Consider the following 17662-nt stretch of genomic DNA (forward strand, 5'->3'; position numbering starts at 1 on the left):
GAAAGAGACTCAACATATTTAGCTTACCCAAAAAAAAGAGATAGCTTTTGCTATCTTCAAAAGTATCTCTTTTTCCAAAATATTATAGTTGTAATGGATGATAACAATAGGGCAACACAAATAACACCTATAAACGCATACGGGTTATTTTGAAAAGGTAAATTAACATTCATCCCATATATGCTTGCTACAATAGTCGGGAATGATAAAATAATCGTTATGGAAGTTAAGAATTTCATCACGATATTCAGGTTATTCGAAATAACTGAAGCAAATGTGTTCATCATACTCGTCAAAATGGAATGATACGTCTCAGCCATCTCAATCGCCTGCGTGTTTTCAATAATAACATCTTCTAAAAGATCCTTATCCTCTTCATACATCTTCAAGTGATTTAACCGCAAAAGTTTTTGTAATACGATTTTATTGGATTTTAGCGACGTCGTAAAATACACCAAACTCTTTTCTAATGAAAGAAATGCATAAAGCTCTTCATTTTTCATAGACTGGTGTAATTCTTTTTCGATATCATCTGTTTTACGATTGATCTGTTTTAAATATCTTAAATAATAGCTAGAGATATTAAACAGAATTTGAAGAGCAAATCTTGTCTTTTTATACGTAAAAAATCCCTTCATTTTCTTACTCACAAAATCAGTAATAATGGGATTTTCAATGAGTGAGATTGTAATAAAGCATTCGTCTGTTACAATCAGACCAATTGGAAGAGTTTCATAAAGCGGGAATCCCCCATCATCATACGTAATGTATGGAAAGTCTACAATGATCAATATATGATTATCTTCTCTTTCAAGCCGAGACCGTTCTTCATCATCCAATGGGTCTTTAATGAAATCTTCCGGTATATCCAAACGATCCGAAATTAACTTGATTTCAGCTTCACTTGGCGCAACCATATTGACCCAGCACCCTTTTTTTAGTTCATCAATTTTCTGTAATTTACTATCTGTATCTGAGATATAATATTCTAACATTGATTTAACCTCCTCTCATTATGAGGAAGCAACAACTCTTTTTAATGGAATGACGATTATCTTTCCCCACCTTTTATAAAAAGCACTGTTGGTTTCCTCAGGCAAGCTCGTGTCTGGGTCACTCGAATCGTAGCTACTCAATAATCTCAACTCCTCCTGAAGATAGTTTTGCCTCTTACATCTTATACCTAACATTCAAAGCTGTGCAATGGGAAATTAACTATTCATAAAAAGATTACCTTAGTCTGACTGTCATACTCCCTTTTTTTATAATAGCCTTTGCTCTTTCGTTCTCTAAAAAGACAATTAACCCCCTTACTTATCCCAACTGATTGGAAAAAGCATTTCTTACACCCTAAATAATAAAAAATAAAATCTACATAAAAACAAAGCATCCCCTTTTAATCTTAAGGGATGCTCTGATTGCGTATATCAATTACTTATTATTTCTATATTCTTTTTCTGTTCCGTCATTAAATGAAATATCTATATCAATCGCCTGATAATTATCATCTAATTCAAATGCTGAAATAACTTTGGATATAACATCATCCTGTGATGTATTAGAATCAATATCTAATTTTTTAAATATAGGATTTAAGCGGTCAACTGCATCATTACCATTTACTCGCTCATTATTTCGATCATCTTCAATCGAAGCTTCTACTCCATCGTTATCATTTTCGTAGCTAACCTCATAATCCTTATTATTTTCGTATTTCACTTCAAGATCAAAATCTCTAAAAGAATAAGCTGAATCATTTGTATTAGTACCCGTATTATTGTCTGTTGCTTGATTGTTTGCGTTGTTATTGTCTGTCGCTGTATCATTCGCATTGTTATTTTCTGTTGTTTGATTGTCATTTGCTTGATTATCTTTTTGTGCATCATCATTATTATTGCACCCTGCTGCAAATACTGTTAAAACGCACATACACATGATTAATGATAATTTCTTCATAATGTCTCCTCCTAAGTTTGTTATGTAACTGTTGTTTTAGTATTTCCCCACTTAGCTTCTAAATACACTATCTTTTCATATTTATAGTGATAATTATTTCATTATACTTACCGGGTAAAACCTATGATAAACTGCTTTTAAAGTTTAAAATGTTATATAGCGGGAGGATATATCTTGTATACATGGGTATAGAGAATTGTGGCACATAGAGCTAAAAGAGGAGGTTTATTGAATGATGTATACATATCGTAAAATAATCTTAGTGATTTGGATTATTTTCACATTGGTAATGGGATTCTTCGCTCTAAAAATGCCTGGTATTCTGCAAGGCAGCGGCTTTGAGATGGAAGAGTCCTCCTATGATAAAACAAATGAGCTATTAGAGGATCGGTTCGGTCAATCAGCCTCACCTTATATCATTTTATTTGAAAATAAGGATAATTTAGAGGAAAAGGATTTTAAACAAAAGATAAACTCAGTATTGAATGATGTGAAAAAAATCGACGGGTTTAGCTCAGTAGAATCCCCCTTAGAAAATGATTTACAATATAAAAAGGAGATTGCCTATGCCTCTATCTCTTTTGACGAAGACACACAAGAACCTGCAGATTATATTAAAGCTTTAAACCAAGAGATTGCTGGCCAGGATATATCCGCTTCTCTGACTGGTAGCCATGTCATTGAAGAAGATATGAGCAAAGCATCTCAAACTGATTTAAAAAATGCCGAAATGATTGGGATTCCAATCGCCATGATTGTATTGTTATTAGCTTTTGGAGGATTGGTTGCTGCTTCCATTCCCCTGATGACCGGGATTGTAGCCGTTGTATCCTCGATGGGGATTATTTATTTTATTGGTCAGAGTATTAATCTTTCCGTGTTTGTTTTAAATGTTGTTCCCATGATTGGGTTAGCAGTCAGCATTGATTTTGCCCTTCTCTACATCCATCGATTCAGAGAAGAACTGCAGCATCATGAAGTCAGTAAAGCCGTGAGCATTACAAACAAAACTGCCGGGAAAGCAATTGCTTTTTCTGGAACCTGTGTTGTTCTTGGTCTTGCAGGGATGTTTTTCATTAATATTGATATATTCCGAAGTATAGCTGTCGGCGGTATAGTCGCTGTTTTCATTTCTGTCATTTCTGCCCTTACCTTCCTGCCGGCCTTATTAGGCATTATCGGTAAAAACATTAACAAAGCTATGATTCTAAAAACTAAAGAAAACTCGGACAGTAAATGGAGAAGTTTCGCAAACTTCGTAATGAAACGCCCTATAATTATGGCCTTAGCCGCTTTACTCATTTTAATGATTGCAGCCACCCCTATTCGCAATATTGATTTAGAAATACCTAATGCTGATTCTTTGCCGGCTGACAGTCAAACAAGAATTGCATATGAAAAATTTGAAGACTCTTTCCTTCCAAGCAATCAGTCAAACGTACCGATTGTTTTAGAAACAAAAAATCAAGAGGACATATTATCAAAGGAATCCCTTGAGAACATAGAAGCATTTATAAATGAGCTTAAGGAAGATGAGCTTGTCGATCAAGTTGATTCAATATTTACGTATACAAACACAAACTCCGCTGAAGAGTTATATCAAACCTTACAATCTGATGCGGCTAGAGAAAAAATGGCTCCTGTCCTCGAAAAGCTAGTGAACGAAGATACAACCCACATAACGGTTAAACTCGATGCAGCATACAAAACCGCGAAAGCAAAAGATTGGGTTCGAGAGGCTGAGAATCAAGACATACATCCAGAGCTGACTCACACTATTGGCGGTCAGGCAAAATTCACACAAGAAATTTTTGATGAAATCCTGGAGCAGGTCCCAAAAGGTTTATTACTGATTATCGGGGCTACTTATTTGATTTTATTAGTTGCATTCCGGTCTGTACTCATTCCGGTGAAAGCTATTCTGATGAATATCCTTTCCCTTGGAGCTGCCTTTGGTATCATTGTATGGATTTTCCAGCACGGGAATTTAGGAGTTGATCCTAACCCAATTGCACTAATGATACCTATCTTAACCTTTGCAATTGTTTTTGGATTAAGTATGGATTATGAAGTTTTCTTAATCTCCCGTATCCAAGAGATTTATCTCGAAACTGGAGATAACGATAAAGCTACCCTTGAAGGCTTAACTACAACAAGCAAAATTATCACCTCGGCAGCCGCCATAATGATTGCTGTTACAGGTGCCTTTGCTTTTACAGATATTGTACCGGTAAAGCAAATCGGGGTTGGTGTGGCCTTAGCTATTTTTATAGATGCCACCCTTGTCCGTATGGTCCTTGTTCCTTCTCTAATGAAATTGCTGGGCAAATGGAATTGGTGGTTCCCTGGACAAAAAAGGGCGAAAAAAAGCAATAATTGATTGTATACCAAACTCGCATCCTCAATTGTTTTGGATTACACTTTAACTGAAGAGATTTATCAATTTGGAGGTGTTTGGCAATGAACAACCATGAAATTGATTACAAGATATACGGAGACGATATGCAATTTGTAGAAGTGGAATTAGATCCGAAAGAAACAGTCGTGGCCGAGGCCGGAAGCTTAATGATGATGGATGAGCAGATTCAAATGGAAACCATTTTCGGTGACGGTTCTTCTTCCCAATCTGGAATGATGGGCAAATTATTCAGTGCCGGAAAAAGAGTCCTGACTGGAGAAAGTTTATTTATGACCACCTTTACAAATGAAGGAACTCAAAAAAAGCATGTATCTTTTGCTTCTCCATATCCGGGAAAGATCGTTCCTTTGGATTTAAGTGAATTGGATGGAAAGGTAATCTGCCAGAAGGACTCCTTTTTAGCAGCTGCGAAGGGTGTATCAGTAGGTATAGAATTCCAGAAAAAAATTGGGGCTGGCTTTTTTGGCGGTGAGGGATTTATCATGCAAAAACTCGAGGGTGATGGGATGGCTTTCGTGCATGCCGGAGGGACATTACATCAAAAAGTATTAGCTCCAGGAGAAAAAATACGAGTAGATACCGGCTGTATCGTTGCAATGACCAGAAATGTCGATTACGATATTGAATTTGCCAAAGGTATTAAAACCGCGTTATTTGGCGGAGAGGGTCTGTTTTTTGCTACATTGCAGGGTCCTGGAACAGTCTGGGTTCAATCACTCCCCTTCAGCCGCCTTGCAAGCAGAGTGTTTTCCGCTATGCCGTCTAGAGGCGGGTCAAGCGATGAAGGCAGTGTAGCAAAAGGTCTTTTCGATATGTTTGGTGGAAAATAGAAGAATAGCAAATTAGTAGCCCAATAGAAAAGTCTATTGGGCTTTTTTTGTTTTATCCCCTATTCATTTGAATTATATGGTAATTTAAAGTAAAGGGAATATTTTCATAGTCTCTAATCCATAAATTGCTTCCAAAAAATACGCACTTCAATCCCTTTACAATCACGTTTTTAAGTCCTTATTTTCGGGACAACTCCTCTCCCACATAGGAGGTGTTATAACTTCCGTAATTTTACCTGTCATTATTCTTGAGCAAACCCGTTCTATAGCAATGGGTAGAGTAATCTCCATTAATTCCTTACTCTTTATCAGTATCCTTTCTTTTTTCAGTATCCTTGTTAATAGATTGAATCGTGTCTAACTTATCCTGCTTGTCGGTTTGGCTGTGAAACGATTCATATGGCTCTAAGTATAGCTATTTTAAAATCGTGTTTCTTACATTCCAGCACAATGAAGTTCGCATTTTTAATTAAATTAGGAAAGATGAAAACAGGAATAACATGTTATAATTATATTAATATAATAAATTTTCTGAAAGGTGATGCTATATGAGTATCTTGAATAAGTTTCACCATACCAACCCAACTGAAGAACTTTTATATAAAGCACTTAATGCTGATGAAAACACAGAAACGGATACAATTATTAAGCTTTTAGAAACCGCCCTGCAATCCATCTCGGGTAAAATGCCAAAGAGGGTCAGTAAAATGGTGTTTCCTGCTACAATCCTTTTGGCTGATCAATATATAAAAGTGAATAACCTGCAAAAAGCTAGAGATACATATGAAGCAGCCTTATCACTGGCTAAAACAGACATGGATAAAATGCGTGTTCATGAATCAATCGGGAAGATGAATTACTTACTTAATGATTTTGAAAAATCAGCAAGCCATTATCTTAAGTCCCTGCACTATGCCGCTAAGTACACACCTAAAGATGCGATAAAAAATGTCCACTCCCATTTATTGCATCAACTAGGTCACGTATTACTCGATAACCATCGTTCTGTTACGGAGGAACAAAAAAAGCAAGCTGATGAGTTTCAAAAATATTTACTGAATCAACCTAACTCCTATAACTTAACAAAATTAAATTTTTATCGGGATATTGGAATGGATTGGTGGAAAGAGTTTCATCTATTTAACCAGTAACTAAGTAAGACCGCGAATGACCATTTCCGGTCTTACTTCTTTTTATATCCATATAGTAATCAGTCATTTACTTCGCATCTATCACTAATAACCCTTATCCATTTTTATGGAATATTTTAGCTGACTGTTAAATTGAGTATAATAAGAGAACCTAGAAAAAAAGCGAAGAAAGCTGGTTGTACTCGATGATTTTATTTGAAAAGGAATTTTGGAAATTTAATATGGTTGGCATTGTAAATACAATCAACTATTATATTTTGTATTTACTTTTTAAAGAAGTGTTTCAGATGAACTATATGACTGCCCATTTACTTGGTTTTTTTATCAGTATGATTGGCTCCTTTTATCTGAATTCCTATTTTACCTATCGAACGAAACCAACTTTAAAAAAATTCCTTCAATTCCCATTAACCTATGTCGTTAATATCTTAGTGTCCACGCTTGCCATTTATATTTTAGTCCAGTTGCTTTCCATACATGATAATATAGCACCTATAATCGCTACTATTATTGCGATTCCTTTTACCTTTTTACTCTCAAAAATGATTCTTGCAAAGGATTAATTTAATTCGGGATTAAGATTTGAAAGTATTGATCAACCTTGAAATAAAAAAATCCTATAAAAGCATATCATCACTGCTTTTATAGGATTTTATTTTTAGAAAGCATTAATGGTGGTGTGTATGGATAAATTTTGTATTTCTTGTATTTGCGCCTACCAGTAACAAGGAGTGGGTACTCATTTTCCCGCTTGGTAACTTCCTGACTCCATTCAAAAACATACCGTCGGTGATTGCCGTTGCAGAAAATAAACAATCATCTGTACGAATAATTTCATCCAGCTCGAAAATTTTAGTTGGATTTTCAATACCCATTTGTACACATCGGTTATATTCTTCCTGATTCATAGGAACTAGCTGCCCCTGAAAATCTCCTCCCAGACATTTTAGTGCAGTTGCAGTGATGACACCCTCTGGAGCTCCGCCTGTACCGACAAGCATATCAATATCCATTCCATCGATTCCAGTTGCTATAGCGCCCGTTATATCAACATCAGAGAATAACTTCAACTTCGCTCCCAGTTCGAGAACCTGTGCCATTAAAGTACTATGCCTGTCGCGGTCCTGAATCATAATGGTCAATTCTCTTACATCTTTTCCAAGGGCCTTCGCAACTGATTGCATATTCTCTTTTAAGGAGGCATTTATATTAATACATCCTTTTGCATTTGGCCCAACTGCGATCTTTTTCATATACATATCAGGAGCATGAAGCATGCTTCCACTTTTCGCAGCAGCCAACACAGCCATTGAATGATTTTTCCCTTTAGACATTAACGTAGTACCTTCCACCGGATCAACAGCTATATCAATTGCCGGACCGTTCCCATTTCCCAGCATTTCATTGATATAAAGCATTGGCGCTTCATCCATTTCTCCTTCACCAATTACGACTCTTCCACACATATCGATTGTATTTAAATGATGCCTCATAGCCCTTGTCCCTGCACCATCTGCTTCAATCTTATTTCCCTTTCCTATCCAGGGATATGAAGCAATAGCTGCCTGTTGAGTAACATGTAGCAGATCTTCTGCAATTTGCTGTACGGTGTGTTTCTTACTCGCATACTTGGTGAATTCCATAATCAACTTCCTTCGTTTAATAGTAAATTTCCCTATCCATTTTAGGGTTCATTTATACAAATAAACAAGTTTATAATTTTGGTAATAAACTATGCAGCCAGATAAGCATTTTAATTAGGAAAAAACAACTTTATTTACATGTAAAGATAAGGCTGTTTTCATAAACATTATTGCTAACGACTAATAAAAAAAGTAGACAGCTTTTTAACTGTCTACTAAGAAACCTGCACATTCAACTAATCCTAAAACACCTTCTAATTCCTAGAGTGGATGATGACCGTTTATGTAAACAACTTTAGCAAGATTTCTCACTCTCACAAACAAATTGCTCCAACTTCTGAATTGCTTCCACTACCCTCTCAGCTGTAACCAATCCAATTGACATTACATGAATCGACTCACCCGTAACTGTTGCTTTTTCAGCAACCTCAGCAATCAGCGCTTCCGTTATATCTTCCACACCTAAATCTGTTAAGGATAATGGAAGGCCCAACTCCTCATAAAACAGTCGAAGCTCTTCAATTTCTGTCCATTTGTCTTCCAGCACTAGCTGAACTAAAATGCCATATGCCACCTTATCACCATGCAAGGCGTGATGAGTTTCTTCAAGTACCGTTAAACCATTGTGAATCGAATGAGCGCCAGCAATTCGACCGTAATAATCACCATAGCCCCCAACCATGCCACCAAACATAATAATCGTTTCCACTACTTTGACGAAATCATCATTTACTTCCCCAGCCTTTGCAGCTTCAACAGCTCCACGGGCGAATTTTAGCAATAAATCCTTACATTCTCTTGCAGCAAAATGAGCAATTTGCAGTGGAACAGTCTTATTATCAATTACAGCCATCTGTACATCCGCTTCGTACCATTTCGCAAGAGTATCTCCAATACCGGCAATTAACATTTCTATTGGAGCATCAACTAAAATTTGCGGCTCCACTAGCACCAGACTGGTACAAACCGGATATATATCATAACGAATGAAAGCTCCGGAATCATCATATATAACGCTTAAAGGCGTCCATGGCGAACAATTAGATGCCAATGTCGGAATGAGAATGGACTGCCTTTCAGTCGCATCGCAAACCGCCTTAACAAGATCGAGTATCTTTCCGCCTCCGACACCTATTACCGCATCCAATGAATGATGCTTGACCAGCTTAGTAACCGCCTCGATTTCGGCAAATGAGCACTCGCCTCCGTACGTATATTCTTCCAATTCTACCTCTGCCATTTGCGGCCAATACGGCTTTACTGCCTCCCAGGACTTTTTGCCACGAACCACAAGAACTCTGTAGAGATTGCGTTCCAGCAGCTTAGCTTCCAATAAATCTAAAGCGTTATCTTTCAAAATATATTCACTTGGAGCACCATGAACTGAAAAAACAGTCATTTTCATCACTCATTTCTATTTGCTGTTAAAAACATTAATAAAGTGGGAAGTGTTATCTTTATATATTCTGTATGTCTAACCTTACACCCGCCATGCTCCTTCTATGGTTTTGTATTGTTTACGAATTAGTTGTTTAATCTAAGGGATATACAGCCTTAGTATTTATACATAAAACAAAGAGAGAACTGAGGACATTTTTTCTTATTATTTCATCCATTCAGGCTTGCCGAAGCCGACAAATTCTTCATCGATTATTTTTTCGAATTCATCAGATTCTACCACTGATAAAATATCCTTAGCTAGCTGTGAATCATCATTATTAGCCTTTACAGCCACTAAATTTCGATATGGATCAAGCATATTCTCAAGCGCTAATGCACTTAATAAGTCCATATCTGCAGCTAATGCGAAGTTTCCTGGTACTGCTGATAAATCTGCACTGTCAATAGATCGAGGTAGCTGTCCTGACTCTAGCGGCTGGAATTTTAAGTTTTTCTTGTTTTCGATTATGTCCTTTTCAGAAACTTTAAGGGGTTCTGCATTTTCATCTACTACAATTAATCCTTCATCTTGAAGTGTATTGAATGCGCGAGCTGCATTTACCGGATCATTCGGAATTGTAATCGTCGCTCCGTCCTTCACTTCATCCAAAGATTTATACGTGTTTGAATAAATACCCATCGGCGCAGTCGGTACTTTAATTAACCCTGTCAAATCCATGCTGTTCTCTTTTTCAAAGTTTTCCAAGTAAATAGTATGCTGAAAAAGGTTCGCATCAATATCTCCACCATCTAACGCTTTATTCGGTTGAATATAATCACTGAACTCCACCACTTCTACTTTGTATCCCAATTCTTCCAAGCCTGGCTTGATTGCTTTCGTTGCCATATCACTATAAGGACCAGAAGTAGCTCCAATTTTAATATCCTTTGACTCTGAGCTTGCATCCTCAATGCTTTCATTGCCGCTGCAAGCTGCCAATGTACCTACCACTAAGAATAAAATAAATGCTGTTAACCCCTTTTTCATGAAATAATTCCCCTTTTCTATTATCTTTTATCTATAACTTTTGCGATGAAATCACCGGCAAGTTGGATAACCTGAACCAATACGATTAAAATAATAACAGTTGCAATCATAATGGTATTATCATAGCGATAATACCCATAGCGAATCGCTAAATCACCAATACCGCCACCACCGACCGTTCCTGCCATAGCAGAAAACCCAATCAAGCTAATTAATGTAAGTGTAATACCCGAAATGATACCTGATCTCGCTTCGAGCAATAGTACTTCCTTAATAATCATCCACGGTGTCGCACCAGCTGCTATCGCGGCTTCAATAACACCTTTATCAATTTCTCGTAAAGACGTTTCAACGATTCTCGCAAAAAACGGAATAGCTGCGACTGACAGCGATACGCTAGCAGCTGTTGGTCCAATCGTTGTCTTTACAACAAATTCGGTCAATGGCATAAGAGCAACCAATAAAATAATAAATGGTATTGATCGGACCAAATTGACGACAAATCCTAATATCCTCTGAACCGTTTTGTTTTCCCAAAATAAACCCTTTTCTGTCACATATAATAGAATTCCAACTGGTAAACCAATCACGATTGCGACAGCTAAAGAAATGGAAATCATGTAAATCGTCTGCAAAAATGCTGTGTTAATTTCAGGAATAAGCTCTATAAAGTGGTTGAAATCAAAGCCCATGTTGGAACACCTCCACTTCTGCCTCTCGACTTTCTATATAAGATATCGCTTTATTAATCTCTTCCTTCTGTCCGCGAAGCTCCATGATAAAAATACCTAAAGGCAATTCCTGAATATATTCAATTGAGCCATGAAGAAAATTGCCTTTTACATTAAATTGCTGAAGCGTATCCGATATGACTCCCTCACCGGCAACCGTTCCCCTAAACGTCACCTTGACAATCGGACCCTTGCAACTTTGGTAAATAGCGTCAGGTATATCGAACGAAACAACACTGTTAATGAATTCCTTCGTAAGATCGGCATGGGGTTTAGCAAAAATATCATACACCGAGCCTTCCTCAATGACCTTGCCATCCTGCATAATCGCCATTCGATTACAAATTTCCTTTACTACATTCATCTCATGTGTAATCAACACAATCGTAATATTGAGCTCCTTATTGATTTTTTTCAACAAATTCAATATTGATTTCGTTGTCGTCGGATCTAGTGCTGAAGTCGCCTCATCACAAAGGAGTACTGTCGGGTTATTCGCCAACGCCCTTGCAATCGCTACACGCTGCTTCTGTCCCCCACTTAGCTGCGAAGGATACACTTCACGCTTTTCAGCTAATCCGACCATTTTCAACAGTTCTTCTACTCGGTCTTGTATTTGAGTCTGCGGCACTTTTGCTGCCTTTAAAGAAAAAGCTATATTTTCAAAAACTGTTTTCTGGCTAATAAGATAAAAGTGCTGAAAAATCATCCCGATTTTTAAGCGTGCATGACGCAATTGCTTGCTTCTCAACTTAGCCAGATCAATTCCATCAACTGTGATATTTCCCGATGTTGGACGCTCCAACAAATTAATACAGCGTAGCAGCGAGCTTTTACCTGCTCCTGAGTACCCGACAATCCCGAATATCTCGCCTTTTTTAATTGTTAAGGAAACGTTGTCAACTCCATTTACTATACCGCTTTTAGTTTTGTAAATCTTATTAACATTCTGAATTTTTATCATATGCCAACCTCTATCTCTACACATTTTTTGAAACAAAAATGCCCCTCTCATCTGAAAGGGGCATCGAAATACATCTATCTCGACTTATCTTTCAGAATGTAATACATTCTGCAGGAATTGGCACCTTCCCTATTAAGGGGGTTGCCGGACGTCATAGGGCCTAGTCCCTCGGTCGCTCTCGATAAGCTATAGCTTTATTTGATTTGTTTATGATATTACAGACTTCAGAATAGTCTGTCAACAAAAACCTTTTTGACGTAAACTGTTGAACCGCTTTCATCATTGCAATTTCAATAAAATATTCCAATCCACATACATCGGATTAAAAAACTCCCCATTCTTCTTCGTAGGGCTGAACTGACGATAATGTAAAACTCTACATTTTCGCAAGCCGACTGAATAACACTTTCATCGCTCACTATTTTCATCTGCCAAACAAGCTCATTTAATGTATAGTCTCCACATTTCACATTTTCCGAAAAACAATCATTTCTGAAAAAGCTACCACACCCACTTCATCAAACGTTCCCCTATAATCTATGACTCAGCAAATCTAATAACCATTTACTACCGCTATATTCAAATTCTTTCAGCTCACTATAGACATTTCTAAATAAAGGTTATAGAATTTTATCTATTATTTAAATATTCAAAACTATATTCTCTTCGTAAAGGTGAATTATATGACATATTCAGAACGCTTAAAAAAACTGCCAGTCCAATTTTTTGCAACACTTGTCCTAAAAGTTAACAGCGCTATAGCTGAAGGCAGAGACATTATTAATCTCGGACAAGGAAATCCTGATCAACCTACTCCTGCGCATATCGTCAAAGCCCTGCAAGTGGCGGCTGAAGATGCACAAACTCATAAATATTCTCCATTTCGGGGTTTGGAAGAGTTGAAAGAAGCGGCAGCACAATTTTATCACAAGCAATATGGCGTCGAGGTTGACCCTAAAACTGAAGTTGCCATCCTTTTTGGAACGAAGGCCGGACTAGTTGAGCTACCAATGTGCTTGCTCAACGATGGAGAGCTAATGCTCTTGCCAGACCCAGGCTATCCCGACTATTTATCTGGAGCTGTATTAGCAAACGTAAACTATGAAACTTTTCCACTAACAAAAGATAATCAATTTTTGCCGGATTATGAAAGCATCCCTTTAGAACAAAGGACCCATGCAAAGCTAATGTATTTAAACTACCCAAATAATCCTACCGGAGCTACCGCAGATCATGCTTTTTTTGAAAAAACAGTATCATTTGCAAAAGAAAATAACATTACCGTACTTCATGATTTTGCCTATGGAGCTATTGGCTTTGATGGACAAAAACCTATCAGTTTTCTTGAAACGGAGGGTGCAAAAGAAGTCGGCATTGAAATGTACACACTCTCGAAAACTTACAATATGGCAGGCTGGCGTGTTGGCTTTGCTATCGGAAACCCAGCTATCATCGAAGCACTCAATCTCATTCAAGATCATCTTTACGTCAGCCTCTTCCCTGCTGTACAAAAAGCGGCAATCGCAGCCTTGACAGGGGAGCAATCCTGCGTAGAAGAGCTTATCGAACGCTATGAACGACGACGAAATTCCCTCATTGGCGCTTGCAATAAAATCGGCTGGAAAGTCGAAGCCCCAACTGGTTCATTCTTTGCTTGGCTTCCTGTCCCTGCCGGTTTTAAGAGCGAGAGCTTTGCTGATTATTTGCTTGAAAAAGCAGATGTAGCCGTTGCAGCAGGAAAAGGCTTTGGTGAATACGGAGAAGGCTACATTCGTGTCGGCTTATTAGTAGACGAAGACCGGCTAATAGAAGCTATTGAACGTATTGGAAAGCTAGGAATATTCACTTAAACAACTGCGGTATTGAACTGCTCCCTGTCTAGTAAACAATGAATATAATAAAAGCAGAACCCTGAATTCTAAGGGGTTCTGCCGCTCAATCTCTATTGATAACGTTGTTACAGATGCTATTAACGCCTCTTTTAAAATTCGTTTTTTTAATAATACTATTCTATTTTACTGTGCCCCAAAATCAATCGCCCCATGTGATCAATACAGCGTTCTTTTTTTTTGAGCACAGAAAAACTCCCCATTAGGTAAGCCAGATTTTTCAAACTGTCTTACCTAATGGGGAGCATAAAAAAAGACCGTCAACTGACAGCCTTGATTTTCTGCTATTGACCTGTTAATACAATAGCTACGGTTTACTTATAACTGGATATAGAGAGATTATATTCTCTAATTCTTTAATCAAATCATCTAAATATGATTGATTTGATACAAATTCAAAGGATACTACAGCACCACTTCCTGTCGGATAACAAGTCTCTCCAGACCATTCTATATGCCCCAACTTATCCATTTCACATTCAAAATAAATAAAGCTATCTAAATTTTTCAATATAGCTTTACCCGATAAATCCTTATTCATTAACTTCAAATCATTTAAAAAATCCCTAATGTCATCAGTTCTTAAACTAGCAATAAAATCAACATAATATCCAGGGATTTCAACTTTCACGTTTGAAATAACCCAGTTTCCATCCCAATAATCAAAGCTATTCGGATATTCACGAGCTATGATATCTATTTCTACTTTAGCTTTTTCTCCCAATAGATGGAATTTCATTTTACCACCTCATATTTTATAACTTATTAGCTTTGGTCATCTTGTACTAATCTGTTCCTTTAACCGAATAGCAAAAAAGAGCTGATCAACCAGCCCTTGCCCTCGTTAGGGAATAAGACTATTTTTCTATAATTATATAATCTTTCGTTTTAGAATATGGAATACCATGTTTGTTAGCAAAATCAACTAATTCTTTGAAAACGTCGTTGGGATTGAAATTTACAATTCGGATGGTAAGTCCTTTTTTAACTTGCATAAAAGCACCTTTGGTATACCAATTGACTCGTTTAAATTTAATCTGTTTTATTTGATGGGGAAATATACTTGTTTTATATAAAGGCCATTTAAAAAACAATATTTGATACGTCAAATAGTCATTATTTATCACAAATTTATATCTGATACATAATAAAACAAGAATAACTAAAGAAAATATCATTTGGAAGTATAATAACCAATCGAAAAAGTCATTTATTGAAATTGTCAATATCATTAATAGCACTATATACCATAATGCTACTCTTTGAGTCTTTGCGAAATAAACCAACTATCTCTCCTCCCTACATGTTCACTTTAACATAAATATCCATACTCCATTGAAATATACTGCCCCTAGCTGCATAGCAAAAAAAGAGCTGATCAGTATTACACCCCAAAAGTCAGATTTCTAACTTATTGGGGTCACTACATCACAGCTCTGATATTGGAGCGGGTACTCCCGATAGTTTCAGTTTATTCTTTCACAAAGAGAGGTAGCATTAGCTAAGTGCTTCTTTTTCCTCAAAGTTTTACTTCAGCTGAGGATTAGCTCTCCCTTTTTCTTAAAAGTTGCAAAGTCCCTTTTTTCTGTTCTTTAAAGTCCTCTAATTGTCTAGGAACATTAGTTACTCCATGATATATTGCATAAAACTCTTCCCACGGTTTTCCATCCAAGCGATAATATTTTTCTAATATATCTATATAAGTAAACAAAGCCTGTTCCACCACAATTTCAGATAGCTCATACTCGCTTGGCAATTCCATATCCAATCTTTCGCATAACAATTTTTGTATTCTCTTTGCATACTTTATCTGTCCCATGGAAACATCTAGCTTCTCATATTCCTCTTTAATGCTCACTTTCATTTGGTTCCCTTCCGATAAAAAGTCGTTACAAATTATACTCTAATTATTAATTAAAAACAGATAATTTACAATACCTACTATAATATTAAGATAATAACTAATTTAGTTTCTAATCGATTTGCAAGTCATCCCACTAATTACTAAATGTTACAAAAATCAGCTATTTTCCACAAAATCATCAATTTTATTCCATGTATGGATTAATGTAGACTTGTTGATGTGCAAAAACACAAAAAATAAAGACAGCTATCATTATCCGATAACTGTCCTCCCTCTTAGTATTCAGTTAAAAATTGATCAATTAATTTAACATATTTTTCTTTTGGGTAACTCATATAGAGCCCTGAAGCCAATCTGACTGCGTCGCCAAAAAAGAATCGTTCATACAGGGATTGCCGCGATCCGAAAGCACTCATGGATATATCCCATGCCAACCGAAAAATCTTCACTTTTTCTTCTGCTCCAACGATAGCTCCCTGCAAATACAAATCAAGATCCGCACCGATTTCTGATGAAAAATCAGCTTCTGTTGGAATGGCCATAAGCCCACTCGCTCCGATTAATTGAAGTATTTCTGTACATCTTGGATACAAACGAGCAAACAATAAAATGGATGCCTGTAACGGATTTACATCCGGTACCATCGTTCCCCACTTATCCGCCTTGGCATTTACTTCAGATGCAAGCAGCAACGCCTTTAATGATTCCAAACCAACATATATTTCACTGATTTTATCATGTATATGCTGATACTCACCCACCTGAATGGAATCAATTAGCTTTTGAGCAAGCCCCAAAATCATCTTCAGCTTGACGATTCTCCTGCTTGTAACCTGATGCGCAGCCAGTAAATGGAAGCTGCTTTCCTGATAAATTTTCTGAGCTATAAGAGGATTCTCATAAAAGAGCACTCTATCCCAGGGAACCAATACCTGATCAAACACGACAATGGAATCCACCTCATCAAAACGGGAACCAAGCGGATGATCAAATGCTGAATCACGGTAGCTAAATGGTTCTCTGCATATAAATTTCAGTCCCGGCGTGTTGCTTGGAATGGAAAATCCATACGCAAAATCTTTATTATGGCTAGCACCATTAGAAGGAAATACCAGTAATTCATCCGTAATTCCTCCCTGTGTGGCTAAAAGCCTAGCTCCATTAATAACAATCCCATCATCCTTTATTTCTGTCGTCTGCGCAGATATTGTCTGGGTAAAATTTTCAACATAATAGGATGAGCGATTTACCTGTGGATTGATAAAAGTATGGGTGAAAGATAAATCTTGCTCGCGGGCATTCTCAAATATCGTCAGCATGTTTTTAGTGAAACGTTCATCCTGCTCAGAAAAAACAGCCGCTGCAGAAGCAAAGGACATCATCACAGTATTCATGTAATCGGGTGATCTGCCCAAAAACCCCCCGCTCGATTTAGCCCATACTTGTGTCATTAGTCTTCTTTTTTCTAGATCCTCTTTTGTTTTTGGTTCCAAAAAAGAGGTCCCAACCAGATTGCCAGTAACAGGTGAACGAAATGTCATGATATCTCGGTTGGATTCCTTTAATTGCAAATCATATAATGCAGCCTGACTCTTTATGACTCCTTTAAAAGCTTGATGTTCAGAAATTTTACCATTCACTTTTTGTCCATCTATCCATATCGATGAATGAAGATTATCTATTTTTTCGATGTATTCCGATCCAGATCTTGTCGGCATAAAACTCCACCCTTGTATATTCAGATACAGTAGACTATGTACATACCATCATAATGTATGTACGAATGT

General features: G+C 37.1%; 16 protein-coding genes and 1 riboswitch. Of the genes, 5 read left to right on the top strand and 11 right to left on the bottom strand.

The window, feature by feature from the left end:
- Window positions 1-56: 56 nt before the first annotated feature.
- The 3 genes from AC4BHP_RS10625 to AC4BHP_RS10635 all read right to left on the bottom strand — a co-directional run bounded on the left by AC4BHP_RS10625 (window position 57) and on the right by AC4BHP_RS10635 (window position 1956).
- Complete coding sequence (locus AC4BHP_RS10625) at window positions 57-995, bottom strand: magnesium transporter CorA family protein (protein WP_066101990.1); 939 nt, start codon at window positions 993-995, stop codon at window positions 57-59.
- Between the two features lie 18 nt (window positions 996-1013).
- Window positions 1014-1136 (bottom strand): hypothetical protein, encoded by a 123-nt coding sequence (locus AC4BHP_RS10630; RefSeq protein ID WP_257468979.1) that lies wholly within the window; start codon window positions 1134-1136, stop codon window positions 1014-1016.
- Window positions 1137-1431: 295 nt separating this feature from the next.
- Window positions 1432-1956 (bottom strand): YusW family protein, encoded by a 525-nt coding sequence (locus AC4BHP_RS10635; protein WP_066101994.1) that lies wholly within the window; start codon window positions 1954-1956, stop codon window positions 1432-1434.
- A gap of 232 nt (window positions 1957-2188) precedes the next feature.
- On the opposite strand from AC4BHP_RS10635, the gene AC4BHP_RS10640 reads away from it, so the two are divergent.
- The 4 genes from AC4BHP_RS10640 to AC4BHP_RS10655 all read left to right on the top strand — a co-directional run bounded on the left by AC4BHP_RS10640 (window position 2189) and on the right by AC4BHP_RS10655 (window position 6919).
- Window positions 2189-4336, top strand: coding sequence for an MMPL family transporter (locus tag AC4BHP_RS10640; protein WP_139891511.1), 2148 nt, complete (start codon window positions 2189-2191; stop codon window positions 4334-4336).
- Between the two features lie 80 nt (window positions 4337-4416).
- Window positions 4417-5205 carry a TIGR00266 family protein gene (locus AC4BHP_RS10645; protein WP_066101999.1) on the top strand — a complete coding sequence of 263 codons (789 nt, stop codon included), beginning with the start codon at window positions 4417-4419 and terminating at the stop codon, window positions 5203-5205.
- Window positions 5206-5753: 548 nt separating this feature from the next.
- Entirely contained in the window at window positions 5754-6356 is a 603-nt protein-coding gene (locus AC4BHP_RS10650; protein ID WP_066102001.1) for a tetratricopeptide repeat protein, read from the top strand.
- A 185-nt stretch (window positions 6357-6541) separates the two neighbouring features.
- The gene (locus AC4BHP_RS10655; protein ID WP_066102005.1) at window positions 6542-6919 is read left to right on the top strand and encodes a GtrA family protein; all 378 of its coding nucleotides are present in this window, start codon (window positions 6542-6544) and stop codon (window positions 6917-6919) included.
- 105 nt (window positions 6920-7024) lie between these two features.
- Here AC4BHP_RS10655 and glpX read toward each other — a convergent pair whose 3' ends face one another.
- The 5 genes from glpX to AC4BHP_RS10680 all read right to left on the bottom strand — a co-directional run bounded on the left by glpX (window position 7025) and on the right by AC4BHP_RS10680 (window position 12122).
- Window positions 7025-7999, bottom strand: coding sequence for a class II fructose-bisphosphatase (glpX, locus tag AC4BHP_RS10660; protein WP_066102008.1), 975 nt, complete (start codon window positions 7997-7999; stop codon window positions 7025-7027).
- 295 nt (window positions 8000-8294) lie between these two features.
- Entirely contained in the window at window positions 8295-9398 is a 1104-nt protein-coding gene (locus tag AC4BHP_RS10665) for an iron-containing alcohol dehydrogenase family protein (RefSeq protein ID WP_490552162.1), read from the bottom strand.
- Between the two features lie 204 nt (window positions 9399-9602).
- Complete coding sequence (locus AC4BHP_RS10670) at window positions 9603-10427, bottom strand: MetQ/NlpA family ABC transporter substrate-binding protein (protein ID WP_077247973.1); 825 nt, start codon at window positions 10425-10427, stop codon at window positions 9603-9605.
- Window positions 10428-10447: 20 nt separating this feature from the next.
- Window positions 10448-11119 carry a methionine ABC transporter permease gene (locus AC4BHP_RS10675; RefSeq protein ID WP_066102014.1) on the bottom strand — a complete coding sequence of 224 codons (672 nt, stop codon included), beginning with the start codon at window positions 11117-11119 and terminating at the stop codon, window positions 10448-10450.
- Complete coding sequence (locus tag AC4BHP_RS10680) at window positions 11109-12122, bottom strand: methionine ABC transporter ATP-binding protein (protein ID WP_139891514.1); 1014 nt, start codon at window positions 12120-12122, stop codon at window positions 11109-11111. The genes AC4BHP_RS10675 and AC4BHP_RS10680 overlap by 11 nt, the downstream gene beginning before the upstream one ends.
- A gap of 81 nt (window positions 12123-12203) precedes the next feature.
- A riboswitch (SAM riboswitch) is annotated at window positions 12204-12310 on the bottom strand.
- A 495-nt stretch (window positions 12311-12805) separates the two neighbouring features.
- On the opposite strand from AC4BHP_RS10680, the gene AC4BHP_RS10685 reads away from it, so the two are divergent.
- Complete coding sequence (locus tag AC4BHP_RS10685) at window positions 12806-13972, top strand: pyridoxal phosphate-dependent aminotransferase (protein ID WP_139891515.1); 1167 nt, start codon at window positions 12806-12808, stop codon at window positions 13970-13972.
- 346 nt (window positions 13973-14318) lie between these two features.
- On the opposite strand, the gene AC4BHP_RS10690 is transcribed toward AC4BHP_RS10685, so the two are convergent.
- The 3 genes from AC4BHP_RS10690 to hpaB form a co-directional block, all read right to left on the bottom strand.
- Entirely contained in the window at window positions 14319-14750 is a 432-nt protein-coding gene (locus AC4BHP_RS10690) for a WapI family immunity protein (RefSeq protein ID WP_490552167.1), read from the bottom strand.
- A gap of 804 nt (window positions 14751-15554) precedes the next feature.
- Window positions 15555-15875, bottom strand: coding sequence for a hypothetical protein (locus tag AC4BHP_RS10695; protein ID WP_066102026.1), 321 nt, complete (start codon window positions 15873-15875; stop codon window positions 15555-15557).
- 275 nt (window positions 15876-16150) lie between these two features.
- Entirely contained in the window at window positions 16151-17593 is a 1443-nt protein-coding gene (gene hpaB / locus AC4BHP_RS10700) for a 4-hydroxyphenylacetate 3-monooxygenase, oxygenase component (RefSeq protein WP_490552170.1), read from the bottom strand.
- Window positions 17594-17662 lie beyond the last annotated feature (69 nt).

The sequence above is a fragment of the Pradoshia sp. Z4_20 genome, assembly GCF_058216035.1.